The sequence below is a fragment of the Cupriavidus gilardii genome, assembly GCF_013314895.1.
Classification (GTDB): Bacteria; Pseudomonadota; Gammaproteobacteria; order Burkholderiales; family Burkholderiaceae; genus Cupriavidus; species Cupriavidus gilardii_C.
In genome coordinates, this window is the sequence record NZ_JABTYE010000007.1 from 162,699 (window position 1) to 179,875 (window position 17,177).

Below are 17,177 nucleotides of genomic sequence, written 5' to 3' on the forward strand. Positions count from 1 at the left end.
ACGGATCGACGTCACGATCCGCGCCGCCGCACCGCGGCGGCATTCCGCGGGCGTTCTGAAAAAAATATAGACGGAACCGACCATGCCACAGCGTGCATCTCTTCGCCGCGGCCGCCACCGCGGCCATGCCCTTCGCCTGACGACTCTCGCCCTGGGCTTGCAAGCCGCCGGCATGGTCTGGGCCCAGCAGTCCGCCCCGGGCGATGCGTCCGCACCGGCTGCCGCTCCCGCCTCCCCCGCTTCTGCCACCGCAACCGCCACGGCGGCCGGCGAATTGCCCGCGGTCACCGTGCGCGCCACCAGCGACAACGAAACGGCGACCAGCCCGGTGTTCGGCTTCGTCGCCAAGCGCAGCGCCACCGCCACCAAGACCGATACCCCGGTCATGGAGACGCCACAGTCGATCACCGTGATCACCCGCGACCGCATCGAGGCGCAAGGCGCTCAGTCCGTGCAGCAGGCGATCGGCTATACCGCGGGCGTCCACGCGGGCCTCTACGGCAACGACAATCGCGGCGACTGGGGACGATTCCGCGGCACCGATTTCACGCAATACCAGGATGGGCTGCTGAACGCGGTCGGCTTCTACAACAATGTCCGCCCCGATGTGTACGCGCTGGAGCGGATCGACGTGCTGCGCGGTCCGTCCTCGATGCTGTTCGGCCAGGGCGCGGTCGGCGGCATCCTGAACCTGGTCAGCAAGCGGCCGCAGGCCGAAGCCGCCCGCGAAATCGGCGTGCAGTTCGGCAATAACAACCGCAAGCAGGTGCAGGCCGACCTGACCGGCCCGCTCGATGCGGATGGCAAATGGCTGTATCGACTGGTTGCGCTGGCGCGCGACAGCGACACGCATGTCGACTTCGCCCAGGACAATCGCTATCTGATTGCGCCGTCGCTGACGTATCGGCCGAACAACGATACGTCGTTTACGCTGCTGGCCAATTTCCAGCGCGATGACAGCAATACCACTGCGGGCTTCTTCCCCTGGAGCGGGATGCTTTACCCGAACCCGGGCGGCCTGAAGATTCGCGACAGCCTGTTCGTCAGCGAGCCGGGCTTCGACCGCTTCAAGGCGGAACAGGCGGCGATCGGCTACCAGTTCGAGCACAAGGCCAACGAGGTATTCACGTTTCGGCAGAACCTGCGGTATTCGTACAGCACGGTGGATTACCGCAGCATTTATGCGCGATTCAATGGGCCCAACGGTGGCTGGGTTCCCGGCAGCGACAGGCTGCTGAACCGCACCGTCTATTGGGACAACCCGCGGCTCCGAACCTTCCTCGTCGACACCCAGGCCCAAGCGAACTTCAACACCGGCAGCGTGCGCCATACCTTGCTGACGGGCCTGGACTATCAGCACGCCGATATCGACGGGCGCCGAGGCATCAACGGTACCGGCAGCGCCGCGCCGATCGACATCGTCAATCCGGTCTACGGCAATTACGTCGCACCGACGCTGGCCCACGTCAATCCCACCAAGCAGATCCAGACCGGCATCTACATGCAGGACCAGATGTCGTGGAACAAATGGCTGCTGATGGTCGGCCTGCGCTACGACTGGTCGCGCGCCTCGCAGGTGAACACGCCGGCCGGCTCGCGCGATGACAACGAACTGACCAAGCGCGCCGGGCTGATGTATCGCTCGGACATTGGCCTGAATCCGTACATCAGCTATTCGGAATCCTTCCAGGGCGTACCCGGCAACAACCGCGCTGGCCCACTGAAGCCGCTGCGCGGCAAGCAATGGGAAGCCGGTATCAAATACCAGCCGCCCGGCAAGAATGCGATGGTGACGATGGCGGTGTTCGATATGCGCGAGAAGAACCGTCGTGCCTCCGGCATCGTCAACGGCGTGGCGGACACCGTGCAGATCGGTGAGGCCCGCACCCGCGGTTTCGAGGTCGAAGCGCTGGCGTCGCTGAACAACCGTGTCGACCTGCTCGCCAACTACACCTACCTCGACACCCGCATCCTCGCCGGCAACCCCGCCGAAGTCGACAAGCGCATCGCCAGCATTCCGAAGCATATGGCGTCGCTGTGGGGCACCTACAAGTTCAACCTGTTCGACAAGCCGGGCTTTTCGGCCGGCGCGGGCGTGCGGTATTTCAGTTCCAGTTACGACGGCACCGACCGCAACAAGGTCAGCGGCGCCACGCTGGTCGACGCCGTGCTGGCCTACGACCACGGCCCCGTTCGCGTGGCACTGAACGTGAACAACCTGTTCGACAAGGAATATCTGACCACCTGCCTGTCCCGCGGCGACTGCTATTTCGGCTCGCGCCGGACGGTGGTGGGGAGTGTTACCTACCGGTTCTGATCCGGGTCGGAATGATGATCGACACTTGGGCTAATGGACGAAGCCTGATTGCGCCGCCTTTGGGCGGCGCTTTTTTTTTTAAGCCCATCTATTCGAGTGCTCGCCAAGGCACTGTAACGCTCTTCAGTACCCGTCTCCGACACGACACTACCGAACTCTATTCGAGGTTAAGCGGCACGGATATCTTGACTTCCTGCGCAAAAAACGCAAAATTCCCGCTTATTCCAACGCCACCCGGGTCAATGACATGCTCGTCGAGTTCCGCGTCAAGAACTTCCGCAGCCTTCGTGACGAGCAGGTCCTCAGCCTTGTGGCGTCGAAGGACGCCTCTCTGGCCGACACCAACACGGTCGAATCCGGGCTCAAAGCCGCTCCCCGGCTTCTGAGCAGCGCTGTCGTTTATGGCGCAAACGCGAGCGGCAAATCCAATCTGATCAAGGCGCTGCAATACATGCGTGGCGTGGTCGTGGAATCTGCCACGGTCGTACAGCCGGGGCAAACATATGCCGTCCAGCCATTCCGCCTCGACACTGCTTCTGCCGAGGAACCGAGCGAGTTCGAGGTGACCGTCATCCTGTCCGGCGTGCGGCACCAGTACGGATTTGCCATGACGCAACAACGCATCGTCAGGGAACATCTGCTCGTCTATAAAGCCTTCAAGCCGCAGCGTTGGTTCGAGCGGCATTACGACGCAAGCTCGGGCAAGGACGTCTACGAGTTCGGGACCGGGCTGAAGGGCTCGAAGACGCTTTGGGAAAACGCCACCCGCTCCAATGCGCTATTTCTGTCGATGGCCGCGCAGCTCAACAGCGAAGCGCTGCGGCCGCTATTCGACTGGTTTGCCAGCAGCCTGGTCCTCTTCAACGAGCAAGCGCTGCTCAACCCGCAGGTCTCGATCGAGATGCTCAAGCAGCCTGGAGGACGCAAGCGGATTTGCGATTTCCTGACTTCGGCCGACATCAGCATTGCCGACATCGAAGTCGTGACGCGCAAGGTGCCGGGGCAGACGATGCATTTCGATGTCGCCGCCGGCAAGTCCGAGTTGCGGTACGAGGAAGTGGAACAGCAGCAATTGCGGTTCTCGCATACCACCGGCCGCGGCACAGCCGTGTTCGATCTAATGGATGAGTCAAGCGGGACACGCAACCTGCTGTTCCTCGCCGGTCCCGTCCTGGACATTCTCGAGAAGGGTCAGACATTGGTGATCGATGAACTCGACACCAGCCTTCATACGCTTCTGGTTCGCGAATTGGTCCGAATGTTTCACCGGCCCGAGATCAATACCGGCGGCGCGCAGCTGATTTTCACGACCCACGATACCTCCCTGCTCGATGCTCCGGATCTCTTCCGACGCGATCAGATCTGGCTTGTCGAAAAGGACAACGAACAAGCCTCGAACCTGATCGCGCTCGCAGAATTCAGCCCTCGCAAGAATGAAGCGCTGGAGCGCGGATATCTGATCGGCCGATATGGCGGCATCCCGTTCGTGCGCGGCGATATCGGGCGACGTCACTGATGGCGCGGGATCATTCGGCAAGGGTTCGCCAACGGGACCAGCTTGACGCCGCGACGCGACGGGCTGAGGAGCTGAGCCGGCGATTCACGGCCGAAATGGCGCCGGAGCCGTACACGGGCGTGGGAGAACTCGTGACACGGCTGACTACGCTTAGGGCAGCGCCTTGATCGTTGAACGGCGGACGAAGCTGAACTGAGCCTTCCGGGTCGGGATCTCAGGGCAAAAACGCGCCGATCTCAGCCAGGAACGCCTCGCGCAATTCCACATTGGACATATGCACCGCCGGCAGCAACACCAGCTTCGCCCCCGGAATTGCGGCCGCGATCTCTTCGCTGTGCTCGGCGCGCGTAACGGTGTCGAATTTGCCCCCAAGCACCAATGTCGGCCGTGGGATCAGCGCGAGCGTTCGACGCATGTCCATATCGCGAACCGCTGCCAGCGCGCCGGCAATACCGCGGGCGTCCGTCTTCAGCAGAACCTCCCTGAACGGCCGAATGGCCGGATCGTTCCTCTCGCGCATCTCGGCGGGAAACCAGTTGCCGAGGAACGCGTCGGCGGTCTCGCTAGGCGTCGCGGCGAGGATCGTTTGAATGCGCGGCTCCCAATCCGCGGCGGGGCCGAGGTAAGCCGCCGTATGCGCCAGCACCAGGTGGTCGATTCGCTCGGGCGCGTGAACGCCGAGCCATTGCGCGACCATGCCGCCGAGCGATAGCCCGAGGAAGTGGACGCGTTCGAGTTCGAGCGCATCCATCAGTTCCAGCGCGTCAAGCCCGAGTCGATCCAGCGAGTAGGCGCCGGCCGGCACGTCGGAGGCGCCGTGGCCGCGCATGTCGTAGCGCAGCACGCGGAAGCGTTCCAGCAAGTGTGGCATCACGCCGTCCCACATCGACAAATCGGTCGCGATCGAATTGGACAGCATCAGCACCGGGCGGCCAGCCACACCTTCGAGCCGGTAGGCAATCCGTTGGGCGTCGCTGGTCGTGAAGGTCGAAAACGCTTGCATCTCGGTTCTCCTGGAAAGTAGTGGCCCGGCGCAGGTCGACGCCGGGGTCATCACAGGAGTCATCGTAGCGGCGGATCGAATCTGCGAAAATTACAAAGTTCTCAATATCTCTGTCACGGAATACGACAATGTCCCGATTCACCCTGCAGGATCTGCAGTGCTTCGATGCCGTGGTGCGCGAGGGAGGTTTCCAGGCCGCTGCGGCGGTTCTGCATCGAACGCATCCGGCGGTATTCGCGGCCGTCGCGCGGCTGGAGCGGCAGCTCGGGTTGGCGCTGCTCGATCGCAGCGGGTACCGGGTCACGCCGACGGAAACCGGCCGTGCCTTTCATCGGCACGCGCAGTCGCTACTGCGCGAGTTGCACGCGTTGCAGCTTCACGCCGAGCAATTGGCGATGGGAGAGGAAAGCGAACTGCGCGTGGTGATCGGCGACCTGTGTCCGCCGTCGCAGACGCTACGGCTGCTGGGCCCGTTCTTCGCGGAATACGCCGCAACGCGGCTGGACCTGCACGTCGAAGCGGTGACCGGACCGTGGGAGCGGCTGTTCGAAGGTGAGGCCGATCTGATCGTGCATCGCGTCGATAAAAGCGATACGCGGATCGAATGGGTGGATCTGTGCAAGATCGAGCTGGTCCCGGTGGTCGCGCCCGGCTTTCTGCCGTTTCCGGTATCGCGTGCGATCCGCCCCGAGCAATTGCGCCCGCTGACGCAGTGCGTGATCCGCGACAGCGCCCGACAACCACTGGCTGTCGAGCATTTCGTCATTGCGGGCGCGCCGCAATGCACGGTGCCCGATCCGTTGATGAAAAAGGAAATCATCCTGCAGGGAATGGCTTGGGGCCACTTGCCCCGGTTCCTCATCGAGCAGGAGCTGGCGGAAGGAAAACTGCTGTCGATCGCCGGGCGCTATCTTCCCGGCCGTGTCGAGGAACTGGTCGCCGCCCGCCGGCGCGATCGCCCGCATGGGCCTGTCGCGAACCGTCTGTGGGCGCATCTGGGCAAGGCGGCGCCGAGCTTTCGCGCGGCGCTTCGCCATGGCGGCTGAGCGGGTCGGCGCATCGGGTGCGGCGGGTGCGGCGGTCTGTGCAGGCCGTCCAGCGGCTCGGTATGACGACCAGAGTGGGATAATGGCGCCTCAGCATTGCCGCGCCTTGTTCGCTATCGGACAAGGCCGGCAATTTTGCTCGGCCTTGCCGGGCGGCCAACATGAGGATTCTCGATCATGCCAAACCACCCCGATAACACCGCCGAGCCGCCGCGTTCCGCACCTAACCCTTCTGCCGGCGATCCGTCAGCCACCGCGGACGAACGCACTTCACCGGCGCCTTCCCGAGGGTTCCGCACGACCTTCGATTTCAAGGTGATGGTGCCCTCCATCCTGCTGATCGGCACCTTGATTGCGTTGTGCGCGCTGTTTCCCGACCGCGCCAGCGCGGTGTTCTCATCGGCACAGTCGTGGGTCACCGGACATTTCAGCTGGTTCTACACGCTGTCGGTCACCTTGTTCCTGGTATTCCTGGTACTGATCGCGGCCAGCAGCTTCGGCGACATCAAGCTGGGACCCGACGATGCCAAGCCGGAGTTCAGCTTCGTGTCGTGGACGGCCATGCTGTTCGCCGCCGGCATGGGCATCGGCCTGATGTACTTCGGGGTCGGCGAGCCGATGCAGCACTTCCTGAAGCCTCCGTTGGCCGAAGGCGGAACGACGGCGGCGGCCCGCGAGGCGATGCTGATGACCTTCTTCCATTGGGGTTTTCATGCGTGGGCGATTTATGGCGTGATGGGCCTGGTGCTGGCGTACTTCGGCTTTCGCTACAACCTGCCGTTGACGCTGCGGTCCGGCCTGTATCCGATCCTGCGCGGGCGGATCGATGGCGTGCTGGGCCACGCAGTCGATACCTTCGGCCTGGTGGGCACCATCGCCGGCATCGCCACCACGCTTGGCTATGGCGTGCTGCAGCTGAGCGCGGGCCTCAGCACGGTGGCTGGCTGGGAGACATCCTCGTCGACGTTCCGCGTGGGCCTGATCGTGGTGGTGATCTCGCTCGCGGGCATTTCGGCGGCATCGGGTCTGGACAAGGGCGTGCGCCGGCTCAGCGAAATGAATCTGATACTGGCGTTCCTGCTGCTCGCCTTCGTCGCCATCAGCGGCCCTACCCAATTTCTGTTCGAGGCGCTGAGCGACAACATTGGAAACTACCTGACCAACCTCGTCGATCTGTCGTTCCGCACCTATTCGTACACGCCCACGCAAGACCCGGGCTGGTTCGGCGGCTGGACGATCCTGTATTGGGCGTGGTGGATTTCGTGGTCGCCGTTCGTCGGCATGTTCATCGCGCGCATTTCGCGCGGCCGCACCATTCGCGAGTTCGTCGTTGGCGTGCTGCTTGTGCCGACCGCGTTCAACCTGCTGTGGATGACGATATTCGGCAACAGCGCGATCTGGCTCGACACCCATGCCGCAATGGGCGCGCTGGCGGAGTCCGCGACCAACGTCGACGCGCTGCTGTTCCGGTTCTTCGACTACCTGCCGTTGACCACGGTGCTGTCGTGGCTGACGATCGTGTTGATTACGGTCTTCTTCGTCACCTCCGCCGACTCCGGCGCCTACGTCATCGACACCATCGCTTCCCGCGGCGCACCCGGGTCCCCGGCCTGGCAACGGCTGTTCTGGGCCGCGGTACTGGGCACCACCGCCGCGGTGCTGATGGTGGCCGGCGGCCTGAAGGCCCTGCAGGCCATGACGCTGGTCGCGGCATTGCCGGTGGCGTTGATCATGCTGGCGCTGTGCTACGGGCTATGGCGCGGCCTGGTCGCCGACCGCGCCCACTACTCTCGGGACTTTGCGCCGGCGACCAATTTCTGGAGCGGTCAGCACTGGCGCAAGCGGCTGGCGCAGATCGTCCATGAACCGACCGAAAAGGACGTGCGCCAGTTCCTGCGCGAGACGGTCCTGCCGGCATTGCACGAAGTCAGCAAGGAACTGCGCCACCGCGGCGTCGAGTCCAGCGTGCATTTCGAAGAAGCGGGCGATGGTGGCGTGCGGCTGACCATTCCGGTCGATGGCCTGCGGGATTTCGTCTACGGCGTCAGGCCGGTGCGCCGCACGCTGCCGGCGTTCCTGATGCGAGAGGCGGCGGAGTCGAGCGAGCGCCGATCGCATGTGTACGAGCCCATCACCTTCTTCGAGGATGGCCGGGAGGGGTACGACATCCAGTACCTGCGCGGCGAGGAAATCATCGCCGACATCCTGCGCCAATATGAGCGCTACCTGTCGTTGAGCGCCAACCGGCGCACGCTTCTGCTCAATCGCGCTCCGGGGCATGCCGACCCCGTGGACGACGGCCGCCTCTGATGGCTTCGAGGAGCATGTCTTGCAATGGATTAGCGACCACAGCCAGTTGATCACCGCCCTGACGGGCGTCGGCACGCTGCTGGTGTGGGTCATCTATTTGCAGGTATTCGTCAGCAGTTACCGTCGACAGCTTCGCGCCACGCTGCTGATCACGCGCGGCCCCGGCGAAGGTCTCGCCGCGCGCTGCTTCGTGACCAACATGAGCGCAGGGCCGGTGTATGTGCAGAGCGTCATCGTCGAGGTCGAAGCGCCGCAGCGAACGCTGGTCATGCCGGCGACCGAGATCCACGACGCGGAACGGGACGCGCATGCCTTGCAACGGACCAGACAGGGTCCGCTTCAACCCGCGCAGATTCGGGACATCGGCGCCTTCGATCGTCTGATCGCGCCCGCGCTTCGGGAAATCGGCGACCGTGCCGAGGGGCTGCAGGCGAGCGAGGCGATCGAAGCCGTGACGATCACGGTGGTTGGCGTCTATGGCTCCGAAGACCTACCAATCGGTGCGCGGCGCCGCTTCGCGCTGGCGGTGTCGGGCGACAAGGTGCAACTGCATGGCGCGACCATCGAGACCGAGCAGATCAGGCGGCGAAGCGAGCGCCAATCGCTGCTGGCAGACCTTCGGCGGGATCAATAGGCGCATCGCCGGCCGAGGCGCGGCCCCGGCTCGGCGATACCCCGGCCTTCCTATCGATTGACCGTCTTCGCCGGCATCGCCAGCACCAGCAGGCAGCTTCCCAGCAGGCAAACGGCGAACAGAATCAATCCGGCGCTGGGGCTGTTGAACGTATCCTTCATCCACCCCAGCAGATATGTCGCCGCAAACCCGCCCAGATTGGCGATCGAGCAGGCCAGCGCAATCCCGGCCGCGGCGGCGGTGCCGCTCAGGAAGGTCGAAGGCAGGCACCAGAACACCGGGAACGTTGCCACGATGCCGACGTTGGCGAGCGTCAGCAGAGCGAGCGTGGCGCCGGTGTGGCCCGTGACGAAGGTACTGGCGATCAGCCCGAACGCGCCGAACAGCACCGGCACCACGATATGCCAGCGGCGTTCGCGCGTTCGGTCCGAGTGCGCGCCGTTGATCAGCATGGCCACCACCGCCACCGCATGCGGAATCGCGGTCAGCAGCCCGATATGCAGCGGGCTGGCGACGCCCGAGTCGCGGATGATGGTCGGCATCCAGAAGCCGATCGAGTACGTTCCCATCAGCAGGCACATGTCGATCACGCCCAGCATCCAGACGCGGCGGTCGGTGAAGGCCGCCTTCAGCGAATGATGGTTCTCGACCAGCACGTCGGCTTCCAGATTGCGCTGCAGCGTGCGTTTCTCGCCGGCATCGAGCCACTTGGCCGATTCGATGTCGTTCGGCAGATAGAAGAACACCATCACGCCGAGCAGCACCGAGGGCAACGCTTCGAGAAAGAACAGCCATTGCCAGCCGGCATAGCCATAGACGCCCGAGAACGCCGTCATGATCCAGCCGGAGATCGGGCTGCCGATCATGCTCGCCAGCGGCAGCCCGATCATGAACAGCGCGATGATCTTGCTGCGGCGATGGGTCGGATACCAGTAGGTCAGATACAGCAGCACGCCCGGCAGAAAGCCCGCCTCCGCCGCGCCCAGCAGGAACCGCACGATATAGAACTGCGTGGGCGTGGTGACGAACATGGTGGCGCCCGACAGCAGCCCCCAGGTGACCATGATGCGGGCGATCCAGAGGCGGGCGCCGACCTTCTGCAGCACCAGATTGCTGGGCACTTCGAACAGGATATAGCCGACGAAGAACAGGCCGGCGCCCAGGCCATAGACCGTCTCGCTGAACTTCAGGTCGTCGAGCATCTGCAGCTTGGCCAGACCGACGTTGATGCGGTCCAGATACGCGGCCAGATAGCACAGACAGAAGAACGGAATCAGGCGCCATGTCACCTTGCGGTAGACATCCGGTTCCGTCGTTGGGGCCAGCGCGCCGGCCGTTCCTTGCGGGTACTGATACGACATCTTCGCTCCTTGCTTGGTCTACCTTTGGGTGCTGGCGCCAACACCGTCCCCGCCTCGGCGTCGATGACGCAAGGTACGGAGTCGGGGTGACTGGGTCCGATGCAGTGCGTGCTACATCGTGATCGGGAATTCGTCGGTGAACGCTTGGGGATCAGGGGGCGGCGTCTTTCTTTTTATTGCGAGCGGTGCGCGCCAGTGGCCGCGCTGGTACGTATTCGTGTGATCGCCTGGTCGACGCCCTGCCACGCCGGCTTGTCCGGCGCAAAGCGGGCGCGCAGGTAGTGCACCAGTTCCGCGACTTGCCTGTCGTCGAAGCTGTCGGCAAAGCCCGGCATGTCGCCCAGCGCATTCGACGAAGGCGCCGGGATGCCTTTCAGCACGGCCTGAATCACGTTGTCCGGCTTGTCGCTATGCAGATTGGTGTTCAACGCCAGGGAAGGCTTGACGCCGAACATCGGCACGCCCTGATCCGATTGATGGCAGACCGCGCAGGCGCTTTGATAGAGCCGGTCCGCGGTGCCGGTCATCGTGCGGGCCAGTGTCGCGCTGCGCTGTTGCAGCTCGCGCGCCTGCTGTTCGATCGTGGCGGCATCGGGCACGGACGGATTGAACGAGGCCACGTAGTGCGCGATCGCCCGCACGTCGCTCTCCGGCAGTTGCGCGAGCTCGTCCACGACGGGCGCCATCGGGCCGGCTGCGGCGCCATGGCGCGCGGAATAGCCGGTGCGCAAATACTGGAACAGGTCTTCCTCGGTCCAGGGAATCGGCGCGCGCGACAACGCAGTCAATGCCGGCGCCTCCCAGCCCTCGGCTTGTCCGCCGGTCAGATAGGCGCGGCCGCCCTTTTCGGCGCCGAAGGCATTGCGGGGCGAATGGCAGGCGCTGCAGTGTCCCAGCCCTTCGGCCAGATACGCGCCGCGATTCCATTGCACGGAGCGCGACGGGTCGGGCTGGAAGGGCTCGTTGCGATGGAACAGCAGGTTCCAGCCCGCCATCAGCGGCCGCAGATTGAAGGGGAAGGCCAGCTCGGTTTTGGGCGCCGGCGCCCGCACCGGCTCGGCGGACATCAGATAGGCGTACAACGCCCGCATATCGCCCTCGCTGATCCTGGCGAAAGCGGTATAGGGGAAGGCGGGGTACAGGCGGCGTCCGTCGCGATGGATACCCTCGCGCATCGCGCGTTCGAAGGCGGCGTACGACCAGTTGCCGATGCCGGTGTCGGCATCGGGCGTGATATTGGTGCTGTAGATGGTGCCGAACGGCGTCTCGAGCGGCAGCCCGCCGGCATTCTTCGCGCCGTTGGGCGCAGTGTGGCAGACGGCGCAGTCGCCGGCAGCGGCAACCAGCCGGCCGCGTTCGATGGTGGCGGCCGAATAAAAGCCCGGCTCCGGCGGAGCAACCGGAGCGATGGCGGAGCGCCATGGCATCACGGTCGCGCACAGTCCCGCAATCGCGGCGCCGGCCGCGAGCAGCCAATTGCGTTTGCGCCTTGACGGCTCCGCACCGGCGCGGTCTCCGGCGAGCGCGAGCCGTATGCGTTCGCCGCTGAACGGCGGTTCGCGCAGACGCACGCCGGTCGCGTCGAAGATTGCATTGGCAATTGCGGCGGCGGCGGGCAAGGTGGCAGCGGCACTGCCGCGCAGTCCCGCGGTCGTCGTCAGACCGCCAACGACGCGAACCTCCGGCGCGAACGTAGCAAGCGTCGCGGGCACAGCGGACGGGTCTGCGGACTCGATGGACCCGTTGTGGAACGAGGGCGTGCCGGTCGTCAATCGCCGCGTCGCTTGAGCAACATCGTGCTCCAGCGCCCGTTCCAACGCCGGCGCGGCGTCCCGCGATGCGAAGGACGAGGGCGATGCCGCCGAAGCGGCGCGGTCATGGCCCACCGTGACCCGTGTCACGCTGACTTCGCCGCTGAATGCATCGACCTCGACGTCGGCAACCCACGCCGCCCAGCTGTGCGCCGGCTTGTCGCCATCGGCCTCCAGCACGCTGGCATAGGCGAAGCCGCGCCCGCGGCGAACGCCCGCCGATGGTTCGCGAGCGGCCGCGCGCTGGGCAGGGGTCTGCCATCCGGCCTGCTGCGCTACCTGACGAACCAGTGTCGCGCCCCGCTCGTCCTGCAGATGACGCAGGCGCAGGGCTACCGGGTCGACGCCGGCCATGGCGGCCGCCTCGTCCAGATGCGATTCGCGCGCGAAGACGTGCGCGACGGCCTCTGCCAATGGAGTGACGGCGATGGGAGCGGCGGACGTGTGCACCGTGTCGGTCGACGCGACTTCGAGATGGTCGAACCGATATGGCGGCACCAGCCCGAGAGCTTCGTCCGTGCCGACATCCGACACGGCGGACGGCGTACCGGTCTGGATCGATGCGAGCGGCCGGACATGGACCGGCATCGCCGTGGCCGTGACCTGATAGGCGGAGACGGCGACGGCATCGCTGTCGGGCTCGCCGGTCGACGTCGCGCTGGCAATATGCGTCGTCATCCAGCCAGCTGCGTCGTCGAAGTGCGCGGCATCGAAGCGAACCAGCACCGGTGCGCCCACCGCCTGCGCCAGCAGCGCGGCATCGGCGGCGGCATGGTGGGACACGCTCGCCTGCGCGGGCCCTCCGGCCATATCGGCGCCGTCGTGCCCGCCGTCGTGCCCGCCGTCGTGCCAATGGATCAGCGTGACCGCAGCCTCCGAAATCTCGAGCAGCTTCGCCAGTTCTGCGCGCAGCGCACCGGGGCGGCTGTCCGGAAGCCAGACCCGCAGCTCGCCTTCGCGCCAGTCCGCGATCGCGGTGGCCGCAGGCGGGGCCATGCCAGCCAGCGGCCAGCGATAGTCCCGTTCGAGCCGCAAGGCAGCGCTGGCGAGCGCCGATGCCGGATCGCCACGCGAGGCCAGTATGCGACGCTGGCGCGGAACGCGCAGGTCGGCCCGACCGCCAACCTTCGCCCATACCGGCCGCAACGCCGCCGCACCGGCGGCTGCCTGCGCGGGCGATCGTGCGACCACTGCCAGAAAATTGCCGCGCGATACCACCGCGACCACATCGGCTACTGCGCGAGCCGCGTCCCCATCGAAGCGGCGCAGCGTGGCGCCGTGGGGATCGTGCGGGCGCACGACCTCGCCGAACAGCCATTGCCCGCGTGCGGGCGGCGGGCAGACCGGCGTCGCCGCGCGTGCCGCTTCGGTGAGTTCGCCGCGGTCCGGCACCCTGGCCAGATCGTTCATCGCTGTTCCACCTGATAAGGCGCCTGCTGCAGCAACATCGCGGCACGCTTGACCGCGCGGACGATCTCGACATGCGTGCCGCAGCGGCACAGATTGAAGCGCAGGGCTTCGCGGATCTGCTCGTCGGTCGGATCGGGGTGCGTCGACAGGAAGGCCCTGGCGGTCATGATCATGCCGTTCAGGCAGTAGCCGCACTGGGCCGCCTGTTCATCGATAAAAGCCTGCTGCACCGGGTCCGGTTGCTCGCCCTGCCCCAATCCTTCCAGCGTGGTCACCGCATGCCCGACCGCGGCCCGCACCGGCACCACACACGAACGCGCCGCGACGCCGTCGATCAGCACCGTGCAGGCGCCGCACTGGCCCAGCCCGCAGCCATACTTCGGCCCATTGCATTCGAAGTCGTTGCGCAGGATATAGAGCAGCGGCGTCGCGGGGTCGACGCAGACCGATCGTTCGGTGCGATTGACGTTCAGCGAGAGCTGGCTGGGGGGACGAGGCACGCTCATGGGGCTGGCTTGGCTTGGGGACGGCAATGCGATGTTGCCGCGCCTCCGGGATTCACGATGGGCACCGCCGGCCGGGACCGCGCCGGCGGGCCGGAGAACCCGCGCAAGGCGTTCGCTCAGGCCGCGGCGGCCGCGGTGGCCGCGGTGGCCGGGCCGGCTGCCGCGCGGGCGGGCTCGACCAGCGGTACCTCGAACACATCGTAGCCGAAGCACCAGTCGGGATTCTCGTTGGTGCGCAGCCAGGTGTTCTCGTGGGAGACCCGTTGCACCTTGCTGGCGCGCTCGGCGCGGTTGGCTTCGTACAACGCAAAGGTCGTGCCGAAGTCGTCAAGCCCGGCCTCTGCGAAGCAGCGCGTCAGCATCGCCGCGTCCTCGATCGCCATCGCCGCGCCCTGGGCCATATGCGGCTTCATCGGATGGCAGGCATCGCCCAGCAGCACCATTCGGCCGCGGCTCCACAGCGGCAGCGGATCGCGCTCCAGCAGCGGCCACTTGGTGACCTCGACCGTGCCTTCGATCAGCGACTGCACGCCCTGGTGCCAGCCGTCGAACGCCGCGCGCATCTCCTCGATGCTGCTCGGCTGCCAGCTCTTGCTCATGTCCCACGTGGGCTCGGGCACGCCCGTCACGTAGTAGATCTCGTCGAGCTTGCTGGTATCGAAGTAGACCATCATGTGGCGATCGTCGGACCACCACTTGGTACAGCGATCGTGCGTGAAGCCCTTGACGCGCGAGATCGGAAACACCGCCCGGTGCGCGATATAGCCGGTGTACCTGGGCGGCTCTGCACCCAGCAGCGTTTCGCGGATCTTCGAATTGACGCCATCGGCGCCGATCACGATATCGGCCTCCTCGACGGTGCCGTCGGCAAAGCTCAGCCGCACCACATCGCCCAGATCTTCGACCTGCGTCAGCTTCTTGTCGAACAGCAGCGTGCCGGGGGCGACCGCATCCGTCAGCAGCGCATGGAAGTCGCCGCGGTGCACGGTCAGGTAGGTGGCGCCGTAATGGGACACCGCGTAGTCGCCGAGCGGGATCTGCGCGATCACCTCGCCGGTTTTCCAGTCGCGGCTGTACCAGTAGTCCGGATGGCAGCCCATCGCATTGAGTCCGTCCTCGATGCCGATCCTGCGCATGATCTTCATCACGTTGGGTCCGACATGGATGCCGGCGCCAAGTCGCGAGAACGCCTGGGCCTGTTCATACAGCCTGACGTTGAAACCTTCACGCTGCAGCAGCGCGGCCGCGGCCGTTCCTCCCAGTCCTGCACCGATCACGGCGATCCGAGGTTTGCCTTGCACGTTTTTCTCCTGGCCATCACTTCCATCAAACACGGTTCGCGGCGGCAGAGGCCAGCGATTGAAATTGAGTGTACACGCCATATTTTTGTGCGTAAAGCTGGAATGGTGGGACTTGGTGTAATCCCTAGGTATGAAAGTGAAGCGTGCATTGCAATGCGCCAAAGCCGTGAAATGCTGCACCATGCAAGTTTTCCATTCGGTTAGCACTTACTAAAATGGTGCATTGGGCACGGTCGGCGAGAAGGTTGTAGTAATACAGTGTGTACACTACAATGACCCGGCAAAGGCAGATGGCTTGCCGTGACGCGCCCCTCTACTGACAAACGGAGTCGACAGTGCAGAAAGTCTTCCGGATCGGCCAGATCGTGCCGAGCTCCAACACCACCATGGAAACCGAGATCCCCGCGATGCTGGCGGCACGCCAGCTGGTCAGGCCGGAACGCTTCACCTTTCATTCGAGCCGGATGCGGATGAAGACCGTCAAGAAGGAGGAGCTCGCGGCAATGGATGCCGAGTCGGACCGCTGCGCGGTCGAGCTCAGCGATGCGCGGGTCGACGTGCTCGGCTATGCCTGCCTGGTCGCGATCATGTCGATGGGGCGCGGCTATCACCGCGTGTCGGAAGAGCGCCTGCAGTCGCGCACCGCCGAGAACGACGGCACCGCGCCCGTGGTGACCAGCGCCGGCGCGCTGGTCAACGCGCTGAAGGTGATCGGCGCGAAGCGCATTGCGCTGGTGGCGCCCTATATGAAACCGCTGACCGAGCTGGTAGTCGACTACATCCGGCACGAGGGCTACGAGGTGGTCGACTGGCGCGCACTGGAGATTCCCGACAACCTCGAGGTCGGCCGCCACGATCCGAATCGTCTTCCGGCCATCGTCGCGCAGATGAATACGCGCGATGTCGATGCCGTCGTGCTGTCTGCCTGCGTGCAGATGCCTTCGCTGCCGGTGGTGGCAAAGGTCGAGGCGATGACCGGCAAGCCGGTCATTACCGCCGCGATCGCGACGACCTACGCGATGCTGAAGGCGCTGGACCTCGAACCTGTCGTGCCGGGCGGCGGCACGCTGCTGTCAGGCGCGTACTGAGCCGCGCGGGGACAGCCATGACGACATCCTTTCTCTACGGCGGCAACGTCTTCGCCAACGGCATCCGCCAACACTATCTGCGCTATGGCGGCCCAGGCGAAGGCCGCGATGCGCGCGACCCGGTCATCATCGTGCCGGGCATCACCAGCCCGGCCATTACCTGGGGCTTCGTCGGCGACCGCTTCGGGCGCCAGTTCGATACCTATGTGCTCGATGTACGCGGCCGCGGACTGTCCGCGGCAGGCGACGCGCTGGACTACAGCCTCGATGCGCAGGCGGCCGACGTGATCGCCTTCGCCGACGCCCTCGGCCTGAAACGCTACAGCGTGGTCGGCCATTCGATGGGCGGTCGCATCGGCCTGCGCGCGGCACGAGCCAGGCCCCCTGGTCTGGTGCGGCTGGCGATGATCGATCCGCCGGTGTCCGGCCCCGGCCGCCGGCCCTATCCCTCGCAGCTGCCGTGGTATGTCGATTCGATCCGGCTGGCACGCCGCGGCATCGATGTCGAAGGCATGCGGGCCTTCTGCCCCACCTGGACGGAGGCGCAGCTACGACTGCGCGCCGAATGGCTGCACACCTGCGACGAGCGCGCCGTGGTGGCCAGCTTCGACGGTTTCCATCAGGACGACGTGCATGCGGACATGCCGCATGTCGCCGTGCCGGCGCTGCTGATGGTGGCCGGCCGCGGCGACGTGATCCGGCCGGAGGACATCGAGGAGATCCGTGGATTGATGCCGCAGCTGCAGGTCGCGCATGTACCCGATGCCGGCCACATGATTCCGTGGGACGACGAAGACGGCTTCTATCGTGCCTTCGGCGATTTCCTCGGCGCGCCGCTGCAGGCATGAGCGCCCCGCCAACATTCACCGATCAA

At 65.3% G+C, this 17,177-nt stretch carries 12 protein-coding genes; 7 read left to right on the forward strand and 5 right to left on the reverse strand.

Going from position 1 to position 17,177, the window contains the following annotated elements; translation table 11 throughout:
* Positions 1-82: 82 nt before the first annotated feature.
* The gene (locus HTY53_RS09460) at positions 83-2,317 is read left to right on the forward strand and encodes a TonB-dependent siderophore receptor (RefSeq protein WP_254599882.1); all 2,235 of its coding nucleotides are present in this window, start codon (positions 83-85) and stop codon (positions 2,315-2,317) included.
* 247 nt (positions 2,318-2,564) lie between these two features.
* Positions 2,565-3,833: an AAA family ATPase gene (locus HTY53_RS09465; RefSeq protein ID WP_174106230.1), complete on the forward strand. Its 1,269-nt coding sequence runs from the start codon at positions 2,565-2,567 to the stop codon at positions 3,831-3,833.
* Positions 3,834-4,047: 214 nt separating this feature from the next.
* Here HTY53_RS09465 and HTY53_RS09470 read toward each other — a convergent pair whose 3' ends face one another.
* On the reverse strand, positions 4,048-4,836 hold the full coding sequence (locus tag HTY53_RS09470) for an alpha/beta fold hydrolase (RefSeq protein WP_174106231.1): 789 nt from the start codon (positions 4,834-4,836) through the stop codon (positions 4,048-4,050).
* Positions 4,837-4,964: 128 nt separating this feature from the next.
* Between HTY53_RS09470 and HTY53_RS09475 the strand changes: the two genes are divergently transcribed.
* The 3 genes from HTY53_RS09475 (at position 4,965) to HTY53_RS09485 (ending at position 8,826) form a co-directional block, all read left to right on the forward strand.
* Positions 4,965-5,882, forward strand: a complete 918-nt coding sequence (locus tag HTY53_RS09475; RefSeq protein ID WP_174106232.1) for a LysR family transcriptional regulator — start codon at positions 4,965-4,967, stop codon at positions 5,880-5,882.
* Between the two features lie 177 nt (positions 5,883-6,059).
* Positions 6,060-8,192: a BCCT family transporter gene (locus HTY53_RS09480; RefSeq protein ID WP_438820939.1), complete on the forward strand. Its 2,133-nt coding sequence runs from the start codon at positions 6,060-6,062 to the stop codon at positions 8,190-8,192.
* Positions 8,161-8,826: a hypothetical protein gene (locus HTY53_RS09485; RefSeq protein ID WP_254599883.1), complete on the forward strand. Its 666-nt coding sequence runs from the start codon at positions 8,161-8,163 to the stop codon at positions 8,824-8,826. Before HTY53_RS09480 ends, HTY53_RS09485 begins: the two co-directional genes overlap by 32 nt.
* A gap of 50 nt (positions 8,827-8,876) precedes the next feature.
* On the opposite strand, the gene HTY53_RS09490 is transcribed toward HTY53_RS09485, so the two are convergent.
* The 4 genes from HTY53_RS09490 to HTY53_RS09505 all read right to left on the reverse strand — a co-directional run bounded on the left by HTY53_RS09490 (position 8,877) and on the right by HTY53_RS09505 (position 15,215).
* Complete coding sequence (locus tag HTY53_RS09490; protein ID WP_174106233.1) at positions 8,877-10,187, reverse strand: MFS transporter; 1,311 nt, start codon at positions 10,185-10,187, stop codon at positions 8,877-8,879.
* 173 nt (positions 10,188-10,360) lie between these two features.
* Positions 10,361-13,408 (reverse strand): c-type cytochrome, encoded by a 3,048-nt coding sequence (locus HTY53_RS09495; RefSeq protein ID WP_174106234.1) that lies wholly within the window; start codon positions 13,406-13,408, stop codon positions 10,361-10,363.
* Positions 13,405-13,914 carry a (2Fe-2S)-binding protein gene (locus HTY53_RS09500; RefSeq protein WP_174106235.1) on the reverse strand — a complete coding sequence of 170 codons (510 nt, stop codon included), beginning with the start codon at positions 13,912-13,914 and terminating at the stop codon, positions 13,405-13,407. Before HTY53_RS09500 ends, HTY53_RS09495 begins: the two co-directional genes overlap by 4 nt.
* A gap of 116 nt (positions 13,915-14,030) precedes the next feature.
* Positions 14,031-15,215, reverse strand: coding sequence for an FAD-dependent monooxygenase (locus HTY53_RS09505; protein WP_174106236.1), 1,185 nt, complete (start codon positions 15,213-15,215; stop codon positions 14,031-14,033).
* A gap of 335 nt (positions 15,216-15,550) precedes the next feature.
* Between HTY53_RS09505 and HTY53_RS09510 the strand changes: the two genes are divergently transcribed.
* Positions 15,551-16,303 carry a maleate cis-trans isomerase family protein gene (locus HTY53_RS09510; RefSeq protein ID WP_438820940.1) on the forward strand — a complete coding sequence of 251 codons (753 nt, stop codon included), beginning with the start codon at positions 15,551-15,553 and terminating at the stop codon, positions 16,301-16,303.
* Between the two features lie 17 nt (positions 16,304-16,320).
* On the forward strand, positions 16,321-17,151 hold the full coding sequence (locus tag HTY53_RS09515) for an alpha/beta fold hydrolase (protein WP_174106237.1): 831 nt from the start codon (positions 16,321-16,323) through the stop codon (positions 17,149-17,151).
* Positions 17,152-17,177 lie beyond the last annotated feature (26 nt).

Bases quoted from the DNA above. Each gene is read 5' to 3' on its own strand.
- HTY53_RS09475 (WP_174106232.1), top strand. From the start codon at position 4,965: ATGTCCCGATTCACCCTGCAGGATCTGCAGTGCTTCGATGCCGTGGTG.
- HTY53_RS09500 (WP_174106235.1), bottom strand. From the start codon at position 13,914: ATGAGCGTGCCTCGTCCCCCCAGCCAGCTCTCGCTGAACGTCAATCGC.
- HTY53_RS09515 (WP_174106237.1), top strand. From the start codon at position 16,321: ATGACGACATCCTTTCTCTACGGCGGCAACGTCTTCGCCAACGGCATC.
- HTY53_RS09490 (WP_174106233.1), bottom strand. From the start codon at position 10,187: ATGTCGTATCAGTACCCGCAAGGAACGGCCGGCGCGCTGGCCCCAACG.
- HTY53_RS09470 (WP_174106231.1), bottom strand. From the start codon at position 4,836: ATGCAAGCGTTTTCGACCTTCACGACCAGCGACGCCCAACGGATTGCC.
- HTY53_RS09465 (WP_174106230.1), top strand. From the start codon at position 2,565: ATGCTCGTCGAGTTCCGCGTCAAGAACTTCCGCAGCCTTCGTGACGAG.
- HTY53_RS09495 (WP_174106234.1), bottom strand. From the start codon at position 13,408: ATGAACGATCTGGCCAGGGTGCCGGACCGCGGCGAACTCACCGAAGCG.
- HTY53_RS09480 (WP_438820939.1), top strand. From the start codon at position 6,060: ATGCCAAACCACCCCGATAACACCGCCGAGCCGCCGCGTTCCGCACCT.
- HTY53_RS09460 (WP_254599882.1), top strand. From the start codon at position 83: ATGCCACAGCGTGCATCTCTTCGCCGCGGCCGCCACCGCGGCCATGCC.
- HTY53_RS09485 (WP_254599883.1), top strand. From the start codon at position 8,161: ATGCCGACCCCGTGGACGACGGCCGCCTCTGATGGCTTCGAGGAGCAT.